Origin of the sequence: Stenotrophomonas sp. AG209, from assembly GCF_003550055.1 — a bacterium.
GTDB lineage: Bacteria > Pseudomonadota > Gammaproteobacteria > Xanthomonadales > Xanthomonadaceae > Stenotrophomonas.
In genome coordinates, this window is sequence record NZ_QXDB01000001.1 from 957,897 (window position 1) to 977,208 (window position 19,312).

Annotated in this window: 21 protein-coding genes; 9 read left to right on the forward strand and 12 right to left on the reverse strand. The window is 66.9% G+C overall.

Features of this window, described 5'->3' with window-relative positions:
* Position 1: 1 nt before the first annotated feature.
* The 7 genes from DFO63_RS04450 to DFO63_RS04480 form a co-directional block, all read right to left on the reverse strand.
* A complete protein-coding gene (locus DFO63_RS04450; RefSeq protein ID WP_075677331.1) occupies positions 2–1,432 on the reverse strand; it encodes a replicative DNA helicase in 1,431 nt (476 codons plus the stop codon).
* A 347-nt stretch (positions 1,433–1,779) separates the two neighbouring features.
* A complete protein-coding gene (locus DFO63_RS04455; RefSeq protein WP_101765781.1) occupies positions 1,780–2,340 on the reverse strand; it encodes an NAD(P)H-dependent oxidoreductase in 561 nt (186 codons plus the stop codon).
* 66 nt (positions 2,341–2,406) lie between these two features.
* Positions 2,407–4,347 (reverse strand): asparagine synthase (glutamine-hydrolyzing), encoded by a 1,941-nt coding sequence (gene asnB / locus DFO63_RS04460; protein ID WP_119006512.1) that lies wholly within the window; start codon positions 4,345–4,347, stop codon positions 2,407–2,409.
* 3 nt (positions 4,348–4,350) lie between these two features.
* The gene (locus tag DFO63_RS04465) at positions 4,351–6,630 is read right to left on the reverse strand and encodes a thiamine pyrophosphate-dependent enzyme (RefSeq protein ID WP_119006513.1); all 2,280 of its coding nucleotides are present in this window, start codon (positions 6,628–6,630) and stop codon (positions 4,351–4,353) included.
* 78 nt (positions 6,631–6,708) lie between these two features.
* Positions 6,709–7,365 carry a glutathione S-transferase family protein gene (locus DFO63_RS04470; protein WP_119006985.1) on the reverse strand — a complete coding sequence of 219 codons (657 nt, stop codon included), beginning with the start codon at positions 7,363–7,365 and terminating at the stop codon, positions 6,709–6,711.
* A gap of 176 nt (positions 7,366–7,541) precedes the next feature.
* Positions 7,542–8,084 (reverse strand): GNAT family N-acetyltransferase, encoded by a 543-nt coding sequence (locus tag DFO63_RS04475; protein WP_119006514.1) that lies wholly within the window; start codon positions 8,082–8,084, stop codon positions 7,542–7,544.
* 126 nt (positions 8,085–8,210) lie between these two features.
* Positions 8,211–9,056 (reverse strand): glycine zipper 2TM domain-containing protein, encoded by an 846-nt coding sequence (locus DFO63_RS04480; protein ID WP_119006986.1) that lies wholly within the window; start codon positions 9,054–9,056, stop codon positions 8,211–8,213.
* Positions 9,057–9,219: 163 nt separating this feature from the next.
* Between DFO63_RS04480 and DFO63_RS04485 the strand changes: the two genes are divergently transcribed.
* Both DFO63_RS04485 and DFO63_RS04490 read left to right on the forward strand, forming a co-directional pair.
* Complete coding sequence (locus tag DFO63_RS04485; protein WP_014037787.1) at positions 9,220–9,435, forward strand: DUF6116 family protein; 216 nt, start codon at positions 9,220–9,222, stop codon at positions 9,433–9,435.
* Positions 9,432–10,205, forward strand: coding sequence for a TatD family hydrolase (locus DFO63_RS04490; protein WP_119006515.1), 774 nt, complete (start codon positions 9,432–9,434; stop codon positions 10,203–10,205). Before DFO63_RS04485 ends, DFO63_RS04490 begins: the two co-directional genes overlap by 4 nt.
* 77 nt (positions 10,206–10,282) lie before the next feature.
* On the opposite strand, the gene DFO63_RS04495 is transcribed toward DFO63_RS04490, so the two are convergent.
* Positions 10,283–11,110, reverse strand: coding sequence for a tRNA threonylcarbamoyladenosine dehydratase (locus DFO63_RS04495; RefSeq protein WP_049444765.1), 828 nt, complete (start codon positions 11,108–11,110; stop codon positions 10,283–10,285).
* Positions 11,111–11,189: 79 nt separating this feature from the next.
* On the opposite strand from DFO63_RS04495, the gene DFO63_RS04500 reads away from it, so the two are divergent.
* Positions 11,190–11,624, forward strand: coding sequence for a cytochrome c (locus tag DFO63_RS04500; RefSeq protein WP_119006516.1), 435 nt, complete (start codon positions 11,190–11,192; stop codon positions 11,622–11,624).
* Positions 11,625–11,760: 136 nt separating this feature from the next.
* On the forward strand, positions 11,761–12,255 hold the full coding sequence (locus DFO63_RS04505) for a glycine zipper 2TM domain-containing protein (RefSeq protein ID WP_005410289.1): 495 nt from the start codon (positions 11,761–11,763) through the stop codon (positions 12,253–12,255).
* A 72-nt stretch (positions 12,256–12,327) separates the two neighbouring features.
* On the opposite strand, the gene DFO63_RS04510 is transcribed toward DFO63_RS04505, so the two are convergent.
* The gene (locus DFO63_RS04510) at positions 12,328–12,537 is read right to left on the reverse strand and encodes a cold-shock protein (RefSeq protein ID WP_014037792.1); all 210 of its coding nucleotides are present in this window, start codon (positions 12,535–12,537) and stop codon (positions 12,328–12,330) included.
* A gap of 235 nt (positions 12,538–12,772) precedes the next feature.
* On the opposite strand from DFO63_RS04510, the gene DFO63_RS04515 reads away from it, so the two are divergent.
* From DFO63_RS04515 to arsC, 3 genes are all read left to right on the forward strand, one after another.
* Complete coding sequence (locus DFO63_RS04515; RefSeq protein ID WP_014037793.1) at positions 12,773–13,258, forward strand: DUF456 domain-containing protein; 486 nt, start codon at positions 12,773–12,775, stop codon at positions 13,256–13,258.
* Positions 13,259–13,376: 118 nt separating this feature from the next.
* Positions 13,377–14,531: a phospholipase A gene (locus DFO63_RS04520; RefSeq protein ID WP_014037794.1), complete on the forward strand. Its 1,155-nt coding sequence runs from the start codon at positions 13,377–13,379 to the stop codon at positions 14,529–14,531.
* Positions 14,531–14,872 (forward strand): arsenate reductase (glutaredoxin), encoded by a 342-nt coding sequence (arsC, locus tag DFO63_RS04525; protein ID WP_049444769.1) that lies wholly within the window; start codon positions 14,531–14,533, stop codon positions 14,870–14,872. Before DFO63_RS04520 ends, arsC begins: the two co-directional genes overlap by 1 nt.
* Positions 14,873–14,968: 96 nt before the next feature.
* Here the strand turns inward: arsC and DFO63_RS04530 are convergent, their stop codons facing one another.
* From DFO63_RS04530 to DFO63_RS04540, 3 genes are all read right to left on the reverse strand, one after another.
* Positions 14,969–15,604, reverse strand: a complete 636-nt coding sequence (locus DFO63_RS04530; protein ID WP_119006517.1) for a glutathione S-transferase family protein — start codon at positions 15,602–15,604, stop codon at positions 14,969–14,971.
* Positions 15,605–15,661: 57 nt separating this feature from the next.
* Positions 15,662–15,997 carry a hypothetical protein gene (locus tag DFO63_RS04535; protein WP_119006518.1) on the reverse strand — a complete coding sequence of 112 codons (336 nt, stop codon included), beginning with the start codon at positions 15,995–15,997 and terminating at the stop codon, positions 15,662–15,664.
* A 122-nt stretch (positions 15,998–16,119) separates the two neighbouring features.
* Entirely contained in the window at positions 16,120–17,637 is a 1,518-nt protein-coding gene (locus DFO63_RS04540) for a fumarate hydratase (RefSeq protein ID WP_049421523.1), read from the reverse strand.
* 155 nt (positions 17,638–17,792) lie between these two features.
* On the opposite strand from DFO63_RS04540, the gene DFO63_RS04545 reads away from it, so the two are divergent.
* Together DFO63_RS04545 and DFO63_RS04550 are read left to right on the forward strand one after the other, a co-directional pair.
* On the forward strand, positions 17,793–18,689 hold the full coding sequence (locus DFO63_RS04545) for an RNA polymerase sigma-70 factor (protein ID WP_119006519.1): 897 nt from the start codon (positions 17,793–17,795) through the stop codon (positions 18,687–18,689).
* Positions 18,690–18,725: 36 nt separating this feature from the next.
* A complete protein-coding gene (locus tag DFO63_RS04550; protein WP_119006987.1) occupies positions 18,726–19,175 on the forward strand; it encodes a carboxymuconolactone decarboxylase family protein in 450 nt (149 codons plus the stop codon).
* The last annotated feature ends 137 nt before the right edge of the window (positions 19,176–19,312 follow it).

Sequence of the window (19,312 nt, forward strand, 5' to 3'; positions counted from 1 at the left end):
GTTACTCGAACGAGCCGACCGAATCGTGGGCCAGGTTGTCGAAGCGGGTGTACTCGCCGAAGAACTTCAGCTTGCACGAACCGGTCGGGCCACCACGGTGCTTGCCGATGATGATCTCGGCCAGGCCCTTGTCCGGCGAGTTTTCCTTGTTGTAGTAGTCATCGCGGTAGATGAACACGATCATGTCCGCATCCTGCTCGATTGCGCCCGACTCACGAAGGTCAGCCATCACCGGGCGCTTGTCGGTACGCGTTTCCAGCGAGCGGTTGAGCTGTGACAGCGCGATCACCGGCACATTCAGTTCCTTGGCCAGGCCCTTCAGCGAACGCGAGATCTCCGAGATTTCGGTCGCGCGGTTCTCGCTGTTGCCCGGCACGCTCATCAGCTGCAGGTAGTCGATCACGATCAGGCCGAGATCATGCTCGCGCTTGAGGCGGCGGCACTTGGAGCGCAGCACTTCCGGCGACACGCCCGGCGTATCATCGATGAAGATCTTGGTTTCCTTCAGCATCTTGATCGCGCTGGTGACGCGGCTCCAGTCCTCGTCTTCCAGCTGGCCGGTGCGCAGGCGCTGCGCGTTGATGCGGCCATTGGAGGAAATCAGGCGCATCGCCAGCTGCGATGCCGACATTTCCATCGAGAACACCGCCACGCCCTTCTTCGACTTGATCGCCGCGTACTCGGCGATGTTCAGCGCGAAGGTGGTCTTGCCCATGGCCGGGCGCGCCGCGAGGATGATCAGGTCGGTCGGCTGCAGGCCGGCGGTCATCGCATCGAAATCGTTGTAACCGGTCGGCAGGCCGGTGATGTTGCCGCCGTTCTCGAAGCGGTTGCGCAGCTCCTCGAAGGCATCCTTCAGTGCACCCGGCATGGCCACGAAATCGGTACGGCCACGCGCGCCCTGTTCGGCGATGGCGAACACGCTCTTTTCCGCCGAGGCCAGCAGCTCGCTGCTGTCACGCCCTTCGGGCTGGAAACCGTCGTTGACGATGTCGGTGCCGACCTGGATCAGCTGCCGCAGCACCGCCTTGTCGCGCACGATCTCGGCGTAGGCCACGATATTGGCGGCCGACGGCGTGGTACTGGCCAGTTCGATCAGGTAGGCGCCGTCGCCAACGAGTTCCATCTTGCCCTGCGATTCAAACCACTCGCCCAGGGTCACCGCATCGAACGGCCGTTCGCGCTCGGACAGCTCGCGGATCGCCCGGTAGATCATCTGGTGATCGCGACGATAGAAGTCGCCTTCGGTCAGCTGGTCGTTGACCCGGTCATACGCCTCGGGCGCCAGCATCAGGCCACCCAGCACCGCCTGCTCGGCCTCCACCGAATGCGGCGGTACCCGCAACTGGTCGATGCGCGACTCGTCGCGATCGCGATCGAAGCCATCACCGCGCTCTCTGCGGTTGGAACGGAAGCCGGGACGAGCGGACATGCTGCGGTGTTTCCTGGAAAAGTGGGCCAGACGAGTGTAGGCATGCGCCGCCCCCGGCGGCCATGGACAAGCCTGTGGATAAGCCGTGGAGAAACGGGGGATATCCGCCGGCGCCTGGCCAGACTGGCGTGGGGGCGTCGCACTGCCTGCGACAGGCGCCATTGCGGCACCCGAGCGGAGCATTATCGCAGATCAGGCGCCCCGGGTCGGAACCCGTGCAACATACGGGCTCTGGCCCGCCCTGCTGGGCGTGGGGTCAGAACCCGCCACTGCGCGACGGGATCCGACCCCGGGCATGGCTGGGGTCGGATCCCTCTGCGAAGCAGAGGGCTCTGACCCCATCGGTCTCAATCGCCCTTCACGTGTACCGCGATCAGCGCCAGGAACCGGTCCACGTAGCCCTGCAGGAACTTCTGCGTGCCCTCGTTGTGGATCGTGCCGTCGGCATCGATCAGTCCATCCTTGAAGTGGATGAACGCCTCGGGCTGGCCCAGCACGTGCATGTCCAGGAAGGCCAGGCTGTTGCGCAGGTGCTGCTGGGCCACGGCGGTACCGATCTGGCCGATGGAGGCGCCGATCACCGCCGCCGGCTTGCCGGCAAACGCACTGTCACCGTAGGGGCGCGAGCCGATATCGATGGCGTTCTTGAGTACGCCCGGCACCGACCGGTTGTACTCGGGGGTCACGAACAGCACCGCGTCGGCGGCGCGCACCTGGTTCTTCAGCCGGGTACCCTGCGGCGGATAGTGCGCGTCGAAGTCCTGGTCGTACAGCGGCAGGTCGCCGATCTGCACGTACTGGAAGCGCGCGCGATCGCCGGCGATCTTCTCCAGCGCATGGGCCAGCTTGCGGTTGCAGGAGTCCTTGCGCAGGCTGCCGACGAACACGGCGATGGTGGGGACGGACATCGGGACATACTCCTCACGGTGCGGGAGGCCCAGCCTAGTCGCCGGGCCCGTGCAGGCCGGTGAAGATCAACCGCCCGTGACGGTCGCGCGCACCTGCCGCCAATGCGCCTGCCAGGCCTGGAACATCAGCACGTTCCACAGATGGGTATGCCACTTGCGCTGCCCTCCCAGGAACTGCTGCCACAACGGCTGCACCGCCGCCGCCGACAGCACGCCCTCACGCTCCAGCCGCGCCGGCTGCAGCAGGTCCTCGGCCCAGGGCCGCAGGTCACCCTTCAGCCAATCGCTGACCGGTGCGCCGAAACCGCGCTTGGGACGGTGCACCATCGAATGCGGCACGTAACGACCCAGCACGCGCTTGAGCAACACCTTGCTGGTCGTCTCACTGCGCTTGAAGCCCAGCGGCAGCGACCAGGCGAACTCGGCCACGCGCCAGTCCAACAGCGGTGCGCGCGCCTCCAGGCTGACTGCCATCGAGGTGCGGTCGACCTTGCACAACAGGTCATCCGGCAGGTAGGTCACGAAATCGGCCAGCATCATCGCGTCGGCCGGCGTCCCCGCGCCGTGCAGCGGATCGGCCAGGTCGTAGAAGCTGCCGGCGGCCTGCGCGCCGGGCACCGCCGCGGCCGGGTCGCGCCAGCGCGAGATGCGGTTGCGGTAGACGTCGCCGATGCCACGTGCGCCGGTCTCGGCCAGCAGCGCGGCCAGGCCACCGGTCCGCGAGGACTCGCCCTGCTGCGCGCGTGCGCCCATCCAGCGCCGCAACGGCCCCGGCACGCGGCCGAGCATCTGCCAGTTGCGCAGCGCGCGTACATACCGGGTGTAGCCGAAGAACAGCTCATCGCCACCGTCGCCGGACAGCGCCACGGTCACCCCCTGCCGTGCCAGCCGGGCGACCAGCGCGGTCGGCACCTGCGACGCATCGGCAAAAGGCTCGTCGAACATCGCCGGCAACTGCGGCACCACCGCCAACGCGTCGGCACCGCTGACGTACAGCTCGGTGTGATCACAGCCCAGGTGGGCCGCCAGCTCCCTGGCCAGCGGCGCTTCGTCATGCCCCGAGTCGGTGAAGCCGATGCTGAAACTGTGCACCGGCTGCCCGCTCTGCGCCTGCATCAGCGCCGCCACCAGCGATGAATCGGTGCCACCGGACAGGAACACGCCAACCGGCACGTCGGCCACCATGCGCAGCGCCACCGCGTCGCGCAGCAGCGTGTCCAGCTGCTCCTCGGCGTCCTCGATGCGGCCCTGGAACGGAGCGGCCAACGCCGCCTGCATGCGCGCGCGCGCATCCCAGTACGGGCGCTGTGCCTGTTCCGGGCGATGTGCTGCGGCACCTGCAGCCACAGCCGCCGCGTCCAGGCGCAGCACGCGGCCCGGCATCAGCTTGTAGCAGCGCTGGTGGATGCTGTGCGGCGCGGGAATGTAGTCGAGCCGCAGCAGCAATGTGAGCGCATCGCGGTCGATGTCGTTGTCGAACGCCGGGTGCTGCCAGAGCGCCTTCAGTTCCGAACCGAACACCAGCGTGTCGCCGGCCCAGCCGTAGTACAGCGGCTTCTTGCCGACGCGGTCGCGGGCCAGCCACAGGCAACGCTCCTGGCGGTCCCACAGCGCGATGGCGAACATGCCGTTGCAGCGCTGCAGGGTGTCTTCCACGCCCCATTGCAGGATCGCCGCCAGCAGTACTTCGGTGTCGGAATGGCCGCGGAAGGCATGCCCCAGCGGCTCCAGTTCCTCACGCAGGGCGGCGAAGTTGTAGACCTCGCCGTTGTAGGCCATCACGTAGCGGCCGTCGGCCGAGGCCATCGGCTGGTGGCCCAGCGGGGACAGGTCGAGGATGCTCAGGCGCCGATGCGCCAGCGCGATGCCCGCCTCGGCATCGACCCAGCTGCCGCCATCATCCGGCCCGCGGTGGTGCAGCGCCTGGCCCATGGCCAGGGCCTGCGCCTGCAGCGCCTCGGCCGACGCCAGCGGCGCCGGCAACAACATTCCCGCCAATCCACACATGCATCAGGGTTCCTGCGCCAGGTCGAGGGCGGCGCCAATCACCGCATTGTCGCTTGGAAGCCCGAACATTGCTGCCCCCGCCAGTGGCGTGTAGGTGTCGGCACCACAGACCCGGCGCAACGGCAGATGGCCGAACCCCGCCTCGACCAGCGCGGTGACCACGCCCTCCCCCACCCCGCCACTGTGGCGACCTTCGTCCAGCACCAGCACCCGCCGAGCGCTGGCAGCCTGGGCGGCGATGAAGCCGGCGTCCAGCGGCACCAGCCAGCGCAGGTCGACCACCCGTACCTGCCAGCCCAGCTGCTGCTCGAGCGCCCGCGATGCGCGCAATGCCATCGGCACGCCGTTGCCATAGGTATAGATCACGAGGTCGCCGGCCTCCGGCGCATAGACCCGGCCCTCGCCCGGCACCAGTGCCTGGCCCTGTGCCGGATAGTCAAACAGCCACTGGCCATCACCCGCTTCGTGCAGGTCCTTGCTCATGTACAGCGCGATCGGCTCCAGGAACACCGCCACGCGTCCATCCACCCGCGCCAGTGCGGCCAGCGTGCGCAGCATCATCACCGCATCGTCGCCACGCGACGGGCAGCCCACCACCAGCCCGGGGATGTCGCGCAGCGCGGTGATCGAGTTGTCGTTGTGGAAGTGGCCACCGAAGCCCTTCTGGTAGCCCAGCCCGGCCACCCGCACCAGCATCGGGTTGCGGTACTGATCGTTGGAGAAGAACTGCAGCGAACACGCTTCGCCGCGCACCTGGTCGATGGCGTTGTGCAGGTAGGCCAGGTACTGGATCTCCGGAATCGGCAGCATGCCCAGGTTGGCCAGACCCTGCGCCATGCCCAGGATCATGGTCTCGTCCAGCAGGGTGTTGAACACCCGGCGTGGGCCGAAGCGGCGCAGCAGGTCCTTGGTGACGGTGTAGACACCGCCCTTCTGTGCGACGTCCTCACCGAACAGCAGGCTCTGCGGATACTTCGCCAGCAGTTCCTGCAGGGCATGGTTGATCTGGATCGCCAAGTGGCGTGGCGCCTGCCGTTCGGGCAAGGCCTCCGCACCGCCATACAGCGCTTCGCGTGTCCCGGCGGGCACCTCGCGCCGTGCTTCGGCCTGCACCGCAGCCGGCGTATAGGGCGCAAGCGGCTCCATCACTTCGCGCAGCGATTGCAGCTTCGGGCGTCCTTCGGCATCGGCGGCGGCGGCCATGCAGCGCGCACGCATCGTCTCGTAGGCCACCTCGATGGCGGCCGCATCCATCCAGCCCGATTCCATCGCAATCTGTGCCGAGCGCAGCAGCGGGTCCTGCGCCTCGGCCGCACACAGCTCCGGCAACGCGCGCCATTCCACCTCGAAGTCGGTACCGGCGTGCCCCATCAGGCGCGTGGTGCGCAGATGCAGGAACGTCGGCCGCCGCGTACGCCGGCAGTGCTCCACCGCCGCCTGCACCTGGGCGTGTCCGGTGGCCAGGTCCAGACCATCGGCGAAGAAATAGTCCAGCCCCGGCTGGCGGCTGAAGCGTTCGGCAATCCAGCCTTCCGGCGTCTTCACCGAAATGCCCAGCCCGTTGTCCTCGCAGACGAACAGGATCGGCGCCGGCAGCTTCTGGTAGGCCGACCACATCGCGGTATTGAACGCGGTCTGCGCGGTGGCATGGTTGGCCGAGGCGTCGCCGAACGAGCACAGCACGATGCTGTCGGCCGGAATCGGCAGTTCCTGGCCCAGCCGCTTGCCGCTTTCGATGGCGAGCGCGGTGCCCAGCGCTTTCGGCAGATGCGAGGCGATGGTCGAGGTCTGCGGCAGCACCCACAACGGTTTGCTGCCCCACACCTTGTGGCGCCCCCCGCTGGCCGGGTCATCGGCGCTGGCAGCAAAGGACAGCGCGGCATCGCGCAGTGGGTCGATCCCCGGCACCTGGCGCGAACGCTCGGCCATGAAGGCTCCGGAGCGATAATGCAGGAATGCCGGGTCGGTATGCCGGCAGGCCCGCGCCAACAGCGCATTGCCTTCGTGGCCGGACGAACCGATGGTGTAGAAGACCTTGTTCTGCACGCGCAGCACGCGCGCCATCAGGTCCAGCTGGCGGCTGGCCAGCTGCGAATCGAACAGCTCGCCAAACGCGGCGGCAGTGAGCGTGCTGCCCGGCAGGATCGGCGCATCCGGCGCCGGGCGCGGACGCGGGGTACCGCGCCAGCCACGTACCGCGTCGAGGAAATTGGCATCGCACACGTCGGCGCGGTTGAGCACGCGCATGCGTGCGGGAATCGGATCTGGAACCACAGCGAACATCGAACACCCTCCGTGTCGTTGCTGCATTCCGCCCGGCGTTGGCCAGGCGCTACCCTGTGGGGGTCACCCTGGTGAGAGTCACGCGGCCTCGAAGCGTGCGCGCACCTCGGCGGTCACTGCCGGCATCGGCAGGAAGCGCGGTTGCCCGCGCACGCGTTGCAGCCAGGCACGCACCTCCGGGAATGGCTGCAGGCTGATTCCACCCTCGCCTGCGACGTCGGTATAGGCGAACAGCGCGATGTCGGCGATGCCGTACCCGCTGCCGGTGAACCATTGCGCTTCACGCAGATGTTGCTCCATCACCGCCAGCGCGGTGGCGGCGCGCTCGTGCAGGCGTGGCAGTTCTGCGCGGCGCGGCGACTCAGGCGGGGTCCAGCCGCGGATGAAGCGCGCGACCGCTACGCACGGCTCGTGCGTGTACTGCTCGAAGAACATCCAGCTCAGTGCCTGCGCACGGTCCCAGCCATCGGTGGGCAGGTAGGGCGTGCCCTCGGCCAGCCAGAACAGGATCGCGTTGGATTCAGTCAGCACGCGACCATCGTCGCGGACGATCAGCGGCACCTTCGCATTGGGATTGAGCGCGAGGAACTCAGGGGTGTGGGTCTGGCCATGGGCACTGTCCACTTCCACCCAGCGGTAGCGGCTGCCGAGCTGCTCCAGCAGCAGGCGGACCTTGTGGCAATTGCCTGACACCGACATGCCGTGCACCGTCAACGGGACGCGCTCTTCCACCATTGCCTGCTCCCTCGGATCCGGCCGGCGGCCGGCTGCATGCAGTCTGGCAAGCACGCCGGTGAATGCCAAGCGCGGGTGCAGCATGGCTACACCGTGGTGCCGGCCGCTGGCCGGCACTCGCATGAATCCTGCTGCAAAGAGATTGCCGGCCAGCGGCCGGCACTACCGGGCAGTGTTCAGCGTGTGCGCTGCCGCCACTGTTCGCGCGACTGGCCCCAGATCTGCATGGGCTTGTCGTTGTACGGCTCCGGCAACTCCCCCATGCGCAGCAGGGTACTGCCGAGCTTGCGTGCCACGGCCCGCGAGTTGTCGTTGTTCTCGGCGATGGTGTGGATCACCTCATCCCAGCCCAGCGTATCGAAGGCCCAGTCGATCGCCGCGACCGCCGCCTCCGGCGCATAGCCCCTGCCCCAACTGGCATGGCGGATGCCCCAACCGACCTCGGTACCCGGCCAGTCCTGCGGCTGCCACGGTCCCATCCGCCCGATCCAGTCGCCGCTGGATTTCTCGATCACGCTGAACATCGAGAAGCCGAACAGCTGCCAGGCGCCGGCAAGGCTGCAGAAACCGCGCCAGGCCACCGACGGCGGCTGCACGCCACCGAGAGTGCGCATCGTGTCCTCGTCGGCGCAGAACGCCAGGTACGGTTCGTAGTCCTCGCGCAGCAGCGGGCGCAGGATCAGCCGCTCGGTTTCGATGCGCAGGTCGAAGATGCTCATGCCGGCTCCATGTCGAAGGGGGCATCCATGATGGAGGATTGCTTCCCCGCGCGGATGAATATCGCAGGCCACAACGAAACGGGCCGGCATACGCCGGCCCGTCAGGTACTGCAGGCTGCGCCGGGATTACTGGCGCGTGGCTGCGGCAGTGGCACCGGCGGCAGCGGTCTGCGTGACCAGCTGGCCATCGACCACCGGCAGGCGATCGCTGGCCGGCTTGTTGTCCATGCGCACGGTCTTCTCGGCGCCGTCATAGCGGTAGGTCACGTTGTAGCCCTTGACCACATCGGTGTTGCCCATGGCGATGCGGGTGCCCGGCTTGCTGGCCATGCGCATGGTGCCGGTGGTGCCGTCCTCGTTGCGGTAGGTCACGTTGTAGCCGGTGACGCGGCTCGACTCGGAGGTGGCGGTCTCGGTATGGCACTGGCGTTCGGTACGGTTGACCACGCGGCCGCCCACGTGGCGCTTGTCGATCTGGTTGCCGATGAAGCCGCCGGCCACGGCACCGGCTGCGGTCGCGGCCTTCTTGCCGTTACCACCACCCACCTGGTTGCCGAGCAGGCCACCGACCACAGCGCCGACCACGGTGCCGCCGACATTGCCATCACGCTCCGGCAGGCGTTCCTGCACCGTCACGTCCTGGCAGACCTCGTGCGGGGTCTGGGTGGTGGAGGTCTCACGGACCGGATCGGTGCCGATCACGGTGGCATACGCCTTCTGCTTTTCGGTGATTGGATCGACCTTCAGCACATCGGCGTACTCCAGGCCGCGCGGTGCGGACGGGTCGAGCTTGTCACCACGCGCGCCATCGTCGGTGGCGCTGCCATCGACCAGGCGCGACTCGCCATTGGGGGTTGCGGCGCTGATGGAATCGGGCGATTTGTCGCCACTCTTCATGAAGGCGGCGGTGGCGATGCCACCGACCAGCAGCGCGCCCGCTGCGACCAGGACAGTTGTAGTTGTGCTTTTCATGACCTGCTCCTTGCGGACCATCCGCAACGTTCTCGGACCAGATTGCAGCATGCGCTGCCTGAACGGAATCTCCACATTTCCTGCTCATTGCTGTAACCCATTCAGCATCGGGAAATGCTGGGCCCGTGGTAGCGTTTGCATATTCCCCACGAGGATTCCCGCCATGGCCAACCCGATGCTGCTGCCGGTACTGCAATGGGCCCGCCGGCTGCGCTACCCGACCCTGTTCAAGCTCACCGCCGGCCTGTTCGTGCTGACGTTGTTCATCCCGGACCCGATTCCGTTCGTCGATGAGCTGGTGCTGGGCTTCGGCACCCTGCTGCTGGCCAACTGGAAGAGCCGCAACGCCATCACGCCCCCGCCGCTGGAACAGCGTTGAGCGTGCTGGTCGACAGCCACTGCCATCTGGACGCCAGCGAGTTCGACCGTGACCGCACCGCCGTGGTCGAGCGTGCGCAGGCGGCTGGTGTGCGCCTGCAGGTGGTACCGGCGGTGACCGCAGCCAGCTGGCCGAAGCTGCGCGAGGTCTGCCGGCAGGCACCGGGTCTGTACCCGGCCTACGGCCTGCATCCGATGTTCCTGGCCGAGCACCAGCCTGGGCACCTGCCGCTGCTGCGCGAGTGGATCGAGCGCGAACGCCCCTGCGCGATCGGCGAATGCGGCCTGGACTTCTTCGTCGAAGGACTGGATGCCGAGGCTCAGCAGGTGTATTTCATCGGCCAGCTGGAACTGGCCCGTGAATTCGAGCTGCCGGTGATCGTGCACGCGCGACGTGCGGTGGATGCGGTGATCGCCGCCATCCGCCGCATCGGCGGCCTGCGCGGCGTGGTGCACAGCTTTTCCGGCAGCCCCGAACAGGCCGCGCAACTGCACGGGCAGGGCTTCCTGCTCGGCCTCGGCGGCCCATTGACCTACGACCGCGCGCAACGACTGCAGCGGCTGGTACGTGAGATGCCGCTGGAACAGCTGCTGCTGGAAACCGACGCACCGGACCAGCCCGATGCCGGCATCCGCGGCCAGCGCAACGAACCGGCGCGGCTGGCGACCATTGCCCGCCATGTGGCCGCGCTGCGCGGGATGGAGCTGGATGCCGTGGCCCAGGCCACGACGGAGAATGCGCGGCGGCTGTTCACGCTGCCGGCGCTATAGCGGTAGTGCCGGCCGCTGGCCGGCATCTGCGCTGATTCAAGCATTCCGGCGTTGCCGGCCAGCGGCCGGCACTACCATCACGCGTCGGCGTGATCCTCGACCACTTCAGCCTTCACCTTCTTCGGCTCCAGCAGCATCTCCAGCGCCTTGCCCACCGCCGCGAAGGCGAACGCGCCGGTGATGTGGGTCGCCGCGCCCAGGCCGGCGCCACAGTCCAGCTTCAACGCCGCATCGGCGCCCAGGTTCGGGCGGAGGCCACACACACTGCCATCGGCCTGCGGGTACTTCACATTCTCCAGCGAATACACCGCCGGCACGCCGAAATAGCGCTTGGCGTTCTTCGGGAAGTTGAATTCGCTGCGCAGCTTCTTGCGGATCAGCGCCAGCATGGCGTCGTGCTCGGTGCGCGAGACATCGCGGATACGCACCAGGGTCGGGTCGGTACGGCCACCGGCTGCCCCCACGGTCAGCAACGGCAGTTTGCGGCGGCGGCACCAGGCGATCGTCTCGACCTTGACCCGGAAGCTGTCGCAGGCATCGATCACCAGATCGAACCCCCGGTCCAGCAGCTCGGCCATGTTGGACACGGTCAGGAACGCCTGCACGGCGTCGACCTCGATGTCCGGATTGATCGCACGGCAGCGCTCGGCCATTGCTTCGGCCTTGTTGCGGCCGTAGTTGCCTTCCATCGCCGGCAGCTGCCGGTTGGTGTTGGACACGCAGATATCGTCGGCATCGATCAGGGTCAGGTGGCCGACCGCCGAACGGGCCAGCGCCTCCACCACCCACGAGCCGACGCCGCCCATGCCCACCACCGCCACGCGGCTGCCCTGCAGGCGCTCGAGCGCGCCCACGCCATACAGCCGTTCGATGCCGGCGAAGCGTTGTTTGACCTGTTCGTTCATCGGGCTATTTTAACGTGCAGGTGCCGGCGCCCGCAGTACGCCGGCATCGAACCCACCGTTGCAAGCCCGGAGAGCCCGCATGAATGCCAGCCCGCCCCGCCGCCTGTCCACCGCCCATCGTTACCTGTTCGTGCTCTGCCTGGGCCTGCTGATCGGCCTGATCGCCACGGTGATGGTCAGCCGTGCCCTGCAGGCCCGCCGTGACCCGTTCCCGGACAGCCTCATGCAGGTGATGCAGCGGCAGTCGCAGCTGCTGCAGCAGGCCCAGCAGCAGAACCGCTGCAGCCTGGCCGACAGCGTGCCGCGCCTGCAGGCCATACGCCTGTTGTCCAACGATCTGGATCTGGCCTTTCCCGGGCTGAAGGACAGTGTGCAGTTCCAGCAGCACGCCAGCCAGCTGCGCGGCAACCTCAACACGGCGCTGGCCTCACCGCCAGGCGACTGCAAAGCCCTCGCCCAGGTGGTGGAAACACTGCAGGCGGACTGCCGTGCCTGCCACCAGGACTTCCGCTGACGCGCATTCATCCTGCAGCCGGTCAGGGCACGCACGGTTGGCGCGTTGTTCACGTTCGAAAGGAGAGGATTCGTCCACCCTGCTGCATGACGCAGTACCACCCAACGCACCCGCCTTCACGGCCAGGAGACGCCTCATGAAGATCCAGCTCATCGCTGCCAGTGCCATCGCAACCCTCGCCCTGGCCGGCTGTGCCACCTCGCCCGGTTACGGCGGCGGTGGTTACAACAACGGCTACAACAACGGCGGCTACGGCAACAATGGCGGTTACAACCAGGGCCGCTGCGCCGACTGCGGCATCGTCACCCGCATCAACACCGTGCCCTCGGGCCGCACCGCGCCCAGCGCGACCGGTGCGATCCTCGGCGGCATCGTCGGCGCCGTGGCCGGCCATGAAATCTCCGACCACACCGGTGGCAGCCGTGGCAACAAGAACATCGCCGCCGCTGCAGGCGCGGTCGGTGGCGCCCTGGCCGGCAACCAGATCCAGAAGAACGTCACCAGCGATACCTATGACATCAGCGTGCGCATGGATGATGGCCGTACCATCGTGGTCAACCAGCGCGATCTCGGCGGCATCCGCGAGAACACCTACGTGCGCGTGGTCAATGGCAAGGTCATCCTGCGCTGACCTGCACCGGGCCAACGGCAAAGAAAAAGGCCCGCTTGCGCGGGCCTTTTTCATGCCGACGGGCGGCGGGTATTACACCGGCTGCACCTTGTCAGCCTGCAGGCCCTTCTGGCCCTGCACGACTTCAAAGGTCACCGACTGGCCTTCCTTGAGGCTCTTGAAGCCCTGGGTCTCGATGGCGCGGAAGTGCACGAACACGTCCTCGCCATTCTGCCGGCTGATGAAGCCGAAGCCCTTCGCATCATTGAACCACTTTACGGTACCGGTCTCGCGCTCAGCCATCTCACTAACTCCCTTTGACTCTCTCTTGTTGTTGGAAACGCCCGGTGGGCGGCTGACAAGCAAGGGGGAAGCGAGGTGCATCGATGCAGCGGATCGGAAAGATCTTGCTTCATCAGGCCACGATCCACGGTGACCTTGCCAAGCTCAGCGACTGCAACTTAACCCGCCCAAAACGAAAAAGCAACTGGCAAAATCTTTCACTGTCAACCCCAAAACGGACACCATACGGGACAGCATGGGACTCTCATTCATCTTATATCTGCTAGCGGTCATTTTTGTCCTGATCGGCATCGCCGGCATCGTCCTGCCAGCCCTTCCGGGCATCCCGCTGGTATTCATCGGACTGCTGCTGGCGGCCTGGGCCGACGGCTTCGCCCATGTCGGCTGGCCCACCCTGGTCGCGCTGGGCGTACTGACCCTGCTTTCACTGCTGGTGGACGTGCTGGCCACCGTGGTTGGGGCACAGCGCGTCGGCGCCAGCCGCAAGGCCCTGTGGGGCACCTTCGTCGGCAGCATCGTCGGCCTGTTCTTCATGCCCATCGGCCTGTTTGCCGGCCCCCTGATCGGCGCCCTGCTCGGCGAGTACTGGCACACCCGCGAACTCGGCCGCTCGACCAAGGTCGGCCTGGCCACCTGGCTCGGCATCCTGCTCGGCCTGGCACTGAAACTGGCGGTGGTGATCGCGATGCTGGGCCTGTTCGCGTTCGCCTGGTTCTTCTGAGCCACCTGGCCTTCACGCCACGCGCACGCCGGGGCCGTGCATAAACCGTGGGGCTGGCCGCGATCCGTTGCAGCCGCCACACTGTGCGATTCCCGTATCCACCGAAGGGCCTGCTGCAATGACCCTCCCCACGCTGCTTCCCCGTCTGGCGCCGCTGGCGCTTGCCCTGGCCAGTGCACCGCTGGCCGCGCAGGAGTTCGTGCCCAGCACCGACACCTCGCCGGCCGCCTGCGCGGCGATCACCACCGACGCGGCGCGCCTGGCCTGCTATGACCGCCTGTTCGCGCACACCCCGCAGGCCACCGCCGCTGCCGACGCCGCTGCCGAGGCAGCCGCGCAGGCCCGCCGCGAAGAGCGCCAGACCGCACGTGTGAGCCAGGGCGAAGAGAAACTGCGCGAACGGGTCAGCGACCTGTTCCGCCCGGCGGCACCGGACAGCGCGCTGGCCAACGCCGGCCGCGGTTCGCTGCTGGACAGCCGCTGGGAGCTGGCCGAGGACTCCAAGCTGGGCCCGTTCCAGCTGCGCGCCTACAAGCCGGTGTACCTGCTGCCCGCGTTCTGGACCAGCGACCGCAACACCATGCCGCACTCGCCGAACCCGGCCAACAGCGTAACGACCCCGCAGGTGCTCGACAGTGCCGAACTGAAGTTCCAGATCAGCTTCAAGACCAAGATCGCCGAGAACCTGTTCGGCGACAACGGTGATATCTGGGCCGGCTACACCCAGAGTTCGCGCTGGCAGGCCTACAACAGCGAGGATTCGCGCCCGTTCCGCGAAACCAATTACGAACCGGAAGTGATGATGGTGTTCCGCAACGGCTACTCGATCGGTGGCTGGCGCGGGCGCATGACCGGCATCAGCCTCAACCACCAGTCCAACGGACGGGCCGATCCGCTCTCGCGCAGCTGGAACCGGGTCATGCTCAACATCGGCCTGGATCGCGAGAACTGGGCGCTGGTCCTCCGCCCGTGGTACCGCATCCCGGAAAGCCGCAGCGAAGACAACAATCCGGACATCGAGGACTACATGGGCCGCGGTGACGCGACCCTGATCTGGAACCGCAACGGGCATGAGGTCGCGCTGATGGCGCGCCATTCGCTGCGCACCGGCAGCCGCTCCCACGGTGCACTGCAGCTGGACTACGGCTTCCCGATCAGCAACCTGCTGCGTGGCCATGTGCAGATCTTCGACGGCTATGGCGAGAGCATGATCGACTACAACCACAAGGCCACCTATGTGGGCGTGGGCGTGTCGCTGCTGGAGTGGTTCTGATGGACGTGACGATCTGGCACAACCCGGCCTGCAGCAACTCGCGCGGCGCACTGAAGCTGATCCGCGATGCGGGCTTCGATCCGGTGGTCATCGAGTACCTGGGCAACCCACCCGACGCGGCCACGCTGCGCCAGGTGCTGGCCGAGTCGGCGCTGAACGCGCGCGATCTGGTGCGCAGCAAGGAAGCGCAGTTCGCCGAACTCGGGCTGGAAGATGCCGACGAGGCCACGCTGCTAGCCGCGATGGCCGAATACCCGCACTTGATCAACCGTCCGGTGGTGCGCACCCCCAAGGGCACGCGGCTGTGCCGCCCACCGGAAACGGTGCTGGAGATCCTCTAAGCCCGCCCTACTTTTGGTAGAGCCGAGCCATGCTCGGCTGCGGTTCGCGTGCTACCCATGAATGCAGCCGAGCATGGCTCGGCTCTACAGAACGGGTTACCGCCAGTCGGTGATGCCTTCGCGGCGGTACACCTCGGCGAACGCCGGGCGCGCCTTCATCGACGTGGCATGTGCCTTCAGCACCGGCCAGGTGTCGCTGGGCCTGGGCATGTTGCGCGACCAGCGCATCAGCATCACCAGCATGTAGTCGACCACGCAGGGCGTGGCACCCAGCAGGTACGGTCCGTGTGCCTGCAGGTGCGTGGCCACATGCTGCCAGGCCGCTTCCAGGCGCTGACGGGCCATCTCGCGAGTGGCCTCCACGTTTGCCTCGCCCGCCATCTCATACGGATAGAACCAGGCACGATAGGCCGGCTGCAGCGTATTGGCACACCAGAACATCCAGCGGTAGGCATCGGCGCGCTGCGGCGTACCCAGTGCCGGCAACAGGTTGGCTTCCGGATGGCGGTCAGCCAGATGCAGTGCGATCGCCGCCGCTTCGGTCAGTACCAATCCATCGATCAGCAGTGTCGGCACCACACCGGCCGGATTCAGCGCCAGGTATTCCGCCGACTTGTGCTCGCGCGTGTCGAAATCCAGCAGCACCAGTTCATGCTCGATGCCCAGCTCGATCAGCAGCCAGTGCACCACCAGCGCGGCGGTACTGGTTGAACCATACAGCGTGGTGCTCATGCGCGGCTCCTGTGTGAATGGATCCGCTGATTATGCGCCCGCGCGGGCGGTCGCTGCTCAGCCGCAGCGGCTCATGCAGGTATCGCGGCCTTCGCTACAGGACATGATCGGCGTGCGTATCGCGCAGTCGTGCGTCTTCAGTTCACAGGAACGGCGCAACTCGGGGTTGGCAACGTCCTTGCAGCGCTTGTCTGGCGCCGGCACCATCTGTTGTTCGCAGCTGAAGTCGTTGCTGCCGACACTGCCCCGCGCCATGCAGCTGCGATAGTCGGCCTGGCACTGCATGCGGCACTGCGAGGAGGCGGAGAAGTCCGCACATTCATAGGATGAGGTTGTACTGCAGCCGGCCAGGGCCAGCAGGATCGCAACGGCGATGAATCGATGCAGGCCCATGAACACGTCCTGTGTGAGGTCGCGCCGAGCCTAGCAGAGCAGATGCTGCAGGTTCGTTAACCCTCACCACACAACAACGGCGCCATACGGGCGCCGTTGCTTGAACCGGATGCGCGGCAGGGTTACTCCACCACCACCGGAATCTTGCCGATGCGGGCCTGCCACTCGCGCGGGCCGGTCTTGTGCACCGATTCGCCGGTGGAATCCACCGCCACGGTCACCGGCATGTCCTGCACGGTGAACTCGTAGATCGCCTCCATGCCCAGGTCGGCGAAACCGACCACCTTGGCCGCCTTGATCGCCTTGGACACCAGGTAGGCCGAACCACCGACGGCCATCAGGTAGGCCGACTTGTTGTCACGGATCGCTTCGATCGCCGCCGGACCGCGCTCGGCCTTGCCGACCATGCCCAGCAGGCCGGTCTGCTCCAGCACCTGGCGGGTGAACTTGTCCATGCGGGTCGCCGTGGTCGGGCCGGCCGGGCCCACTACTTCGTCACGCACCGGATCGACCGGTCCGACGTAGTAGATGAAGCGGCCCTTCAGATCGACCGGCAGCTGCTCGCCCTTGTTGAGCATGTCGACCATGCGCTTGTGCGCGGCGTCGCGGCCGGTCAGCAGCTTGCCGTTGAGCAGCAGGGTCTGGCCCGGCTTCCAGCTGGCCACGTCCTCCGGGGTGATCGTGTCCAGGTCCACGCGGGTGCCCTTGGACGAATCGTAGGTCAGCTTCGGCCAGTCCTCCAGCGACGGCGGGTCCAGCATCACCGGACCGCTGCCATCCAGGGTGAAGTGCGCATGGCGGGTGGCCGCGCAGTTCGGGATCATCGCCACCGGCAGGTTGGCCGCATGAGTCGGGTAATCGTTGATCTTGATGTCGAGCACAGTGGTCAGGCCACCCAGGCCCTGCGCGCCAATACCCAGTGCGTTGACCTTCTCGTACAGCTCCAGGCGCAGCTCTTCAATGCGGTTGGACGCACCACGGGCCTGCAGCTCGGTGATGTCGATCGGCTCCATCAGAGCTTCCTTGGCCAGCAGCATCGCCTTCTCGGCGGTGCCGCCGATGCCGATGCCGAGCATGCCCGGCGGGCACCAGCCGGCGCCCATGGTCGGCACGGTCTTCAGCACCCAGTCGACGATGGAATCGGACGGGTTGAGCATGGCGAACTTGGTCTTGGCTTCCGAACCACCACCCTTGGCGGCGACGATGACGTCGACGGTGTTGCCCGGCACCACCTTGACGTTGACCACGCCCGGGGTATTGTCCTTGGTGTTGATGCGCTTGCCGGCCGGATCAGCCAGCACCGAAGCGCGTAGCTTGTTGTCCGGGTGCATGTAGGCGCGGCGCACGCCTTCATTGGCCATGTCTTCCACGCCCATGGTGGCGTCGTCCCAACGCACGTCCATGCCGATTTCCAGGAACACGGTGACGATGCCTGTGTCCTGGCAGATCGGACGGTGGCCTTCGGCGCACATGCGCGAATTGATCAGGATCTGCGCCATCGCTTCCTTCGCGGCCGGCGACTCCTCGCGCTCGTAGGCGGCGGCAAGGTTCTTGATGTAGTCGACCGGGTGGTAGTACGAGATGTACTGCAGCGCGTCGGCGATGGACTGGATGAGGTCTTCCTGCTTGATCGATGTCACGACTTGCTCGCTTGCTGGAGGCTGGCGGGGGTAATCCCCCCATTTTACCCCCTCCCCCGGCCGCAGGATCACAATCTCGGGGTCGGATCCCCTGCAAGGGGCTCTGACCCCACACTCCCTGTCACGCGTGCTCCCTTCCCGGCGTCCTGGTCGACATGAACCCTGAAACCGCATTCCAGACCCACCGCCCGCGCCTGATGGCCCTGGCCTACCGCCTGCTCGGCAGCCGCGCCGACGCCGAAGACGTGGTCCAGGATGCCTGGCTGCGCTGGTCCGGCGCCGACCCGGCGGCCGTCCGCGACCCCGAAGCCTGGCTGGTCACCACCACCACCCGGCTCGGCCTGGACCGGCTGCGCGCGGCCAAGCGCGAGCGCGTGCACTACGTCGGCCCATGGCTGGCCGAACCGCTGGCGGTGACCCTGGAGCCCGACCCGGCACCCGGTCCGGCGCAGCTGCATGCGCTGGCCGACGATGTCTCGGTGGCCTTCCTGACCCTGCTCGAACAGCTCGGCCCTGAGGAACGCGCCGCGTTCCTGCTGAAGGAGGCCTTTGATCACGATTACCGCGAGATCGCCGACCTGCTCGGCCACAGCGAGGCCAACTGCCGGCAACTGGTGCACCGCGCGCGGCAGCGCCTGCAGGCCGGGCGGCCGCGCTTCAACGCCGATGCCAGCCAGCACCGGCAGCTGCTCGCACGCTTCATGGACGCTTCCCAGCGCGGCGACAGCGAAGCGATCCAGGCCCTGCTGCACGCCAACGCGGTACTGGTTTCCGACGGCGGTGGCGTGGTCACTGCGGCGGTGCGGCCCCTGCTCGGCGCCGAACGCATCGGCCGCCTGTTCTGGGCCATCGCCCGCCGCGGCGCGGTGCATCCGGCGCAATTGGGCTACGTCAATGGCGAACCGGCGATCCTGCGCTTCCAGGGCGATCGTCTGCACTCGGTCACCACCATCGAGGTGGTCGATGGCCGCATCGCCAACGTGTACAGCGTGTTGAACCCGGAAAAGCTGCCGGGAGTTGTCACGCGCGATGACGGTGCGGCGTCCTGGTAGTGAAAGGTGGCCATCGTGGCCGCCGTGGAGCCGAAAATGTCCGACCACGCCTCTCCCCGCGTTCCCTATACCCGCCTGGCCGCCGAGGCCTTCAAGGGCCTGCTGGCCACCAGCAAGGCGGTGCATGAAAGCTCGATTGATCCGCCCCTGATGGAACTGCTGTTCCTGCGCGTGTCGCAGCTCAACGGCTGCGGCTACTGCATGGACATGCATGGCACCGCGCTGCGCAAGGGCGGCATCGAGCCGCGCAAGCTGGACACCCTGCCCGCGTGGCACGAAAGCCGCTTCTTCGATGCGCGCGAACGCGCGGCGCTGGGCTGGGCCGAGGCACTGACCCGGCTGACCGACGGTGCGCCGTCGCAGGCAGCGTTCGACGCACTGGCACCGCACTTCGATGAGAAGGGCATCAGTGACCTGAGCATGGGCATTGCGGTGATCAATGCCTGGAACCGGTTGGGCGCGGGTTTGCTGCCGCCGCTGCCGTAACGGGGTCTGGCTGGGCGGGTTCCTGCAACGGTTGGTAGGTGTCGATCTTGGTCGACACGGTAGATCCACGCCATGCGTGGATGCGGCAGGGTCGGATCCCTTCGCCACGCGAAGGGCTCTGACTCGATCTGACCCCG

Bases quoted from the DNA above. Each gene is read 5' to 3' on its own strand.
- DFO63_RS04450 (WP_075677331.1), bottom strand. From the start codon at position 1,432: ATGTCCGCTCGTCCCGGCTTCCGTTCCAACCGCAGAGAGCGCGGTGAT.
- DFO63_RS04455 (WP_101765781.1), bottom strand. From the start codon at position 2,340: ATGTCCGTCCCCACCATCGCCGTGTTCGTCGGCAGCCTGCGCAAGGAC.
- asnB (WP_119006512.1), bottom strand. From the start codon at position 4,347: ATGTGTGGATTGGCGGGAATGTTGTTGCCGGCGCCGCTGGCGTCGGCC.
- DFO63_RS04465 (WP_119006513.1), bottom strand. From the start codon at position 6,630: ATGTTCGCTGTGGTTCCAGATCCGATTCCCGCACGCATGCGCGTGCTC.
- DFO63_RS04470 (WP_119006985.1), bottom strand. From the start codon at position 7,365: ATGGTGGAAGAGCGCGTCCCGTTGACGGTGCACGGCATGTCGGTGTCA.
- DFO63_RS04475 (WP_119006514.1), bottom strand. From the start codon at position 8,084: ATGAGCATCTTCGACCTGCGCATCGAAACCGAGCGGCTGATCCTGCGC.
- DFO63_RS04480 (WP_119006986.1), bottom strand. From the start codon at position 9,056: ATGAAAAGCACAACTACAACTGTCCTGGTCGCAGCGGGCGCGCTGCTG.
- DFO63_RS04485 (WP_014037787.1), top strand. From the start codon at position 9,220: ATGGCCAACCCGATGCTGCTGCCGGTACTGCAATGGGCCCGCCGGCTG.
- DFO63_RS04495 (WP_049444765.1), bottom strand. From the start codon at position 11,110: ATGAACGAACAGGTCAAACAACGCTTCGCCGGCATCGAACGGCTGTAT.
- DFO63_RS04500 (WP_119006516.1), top strand. From the start codon at position 11,190: ATGAATGCCAGCCCGCCCCGCCGCCTGTCCACCGCCCATCGTTACCTG.
- DFO63_RS04505 (WP_005410289.1), top strand. From the start codon at position 11,761: ATGAAGATCCAGCTCATCGCTGCCAGTGCCATCGCAACCCTCGCCCTG.
- DFO63_RS04510 (WP_014037792.1), bottom strand. From the start codon at position 12,537: ATGGCTGAGCGCGAGACCGGTACCGTAAAGTGGTTCAATGATGCGAAG.
- DFO63_RS04515 (WP_014037793.1), top strand. From the start codon at position 12,773: ATGGGACTCTCATTCATCTTATATCTGCTAGCGGTCATTTTTGTCCTG.
- DFO63_RS04520 (WP_014037794.1), top strand. From the start codon at position 13,377: ATGACCCTCCCCACGCTGCTTCCCCGTCTGGCGCCGCTGGCGCTTGCC.
- arsC (WP_049444769.1), top strand. From the start codon at position 14,531: ATGGACGTGACGATCTGGCACAACCCGGCCTGCAGCAACTCGCGCGGC.
- DFO63_RS04530 (WP_119006517.1), bottom strand. From the start codon at position 15,604: ATGAGCACCACGCTGTATGGTTCAACCAGTACCGCCGCGCTGGTGGTG.
- DFO63_RS04535 (WP_119006518.1), bottom strand. From the start codon at position 15,997: ATGGGCCTGCATCGATTCATCGCCGTTGCGATCCTGCTGGCCCTGGCC.
- DFO63_RS04545 (WP_119006519.1), top strand. From the start codon at position 17,793: ATGAACCCTGAAACCGCATTCCAGACCCACCGCCCGCGCCTGATGGCC.
- DFO63_RS04550 (WP_119006987.1), top strand. From the start codon at position 18,726: ATGTCCGACCACGCCTCTCCCCGCGTTCCCTATACCCGCCTGGCCGCC.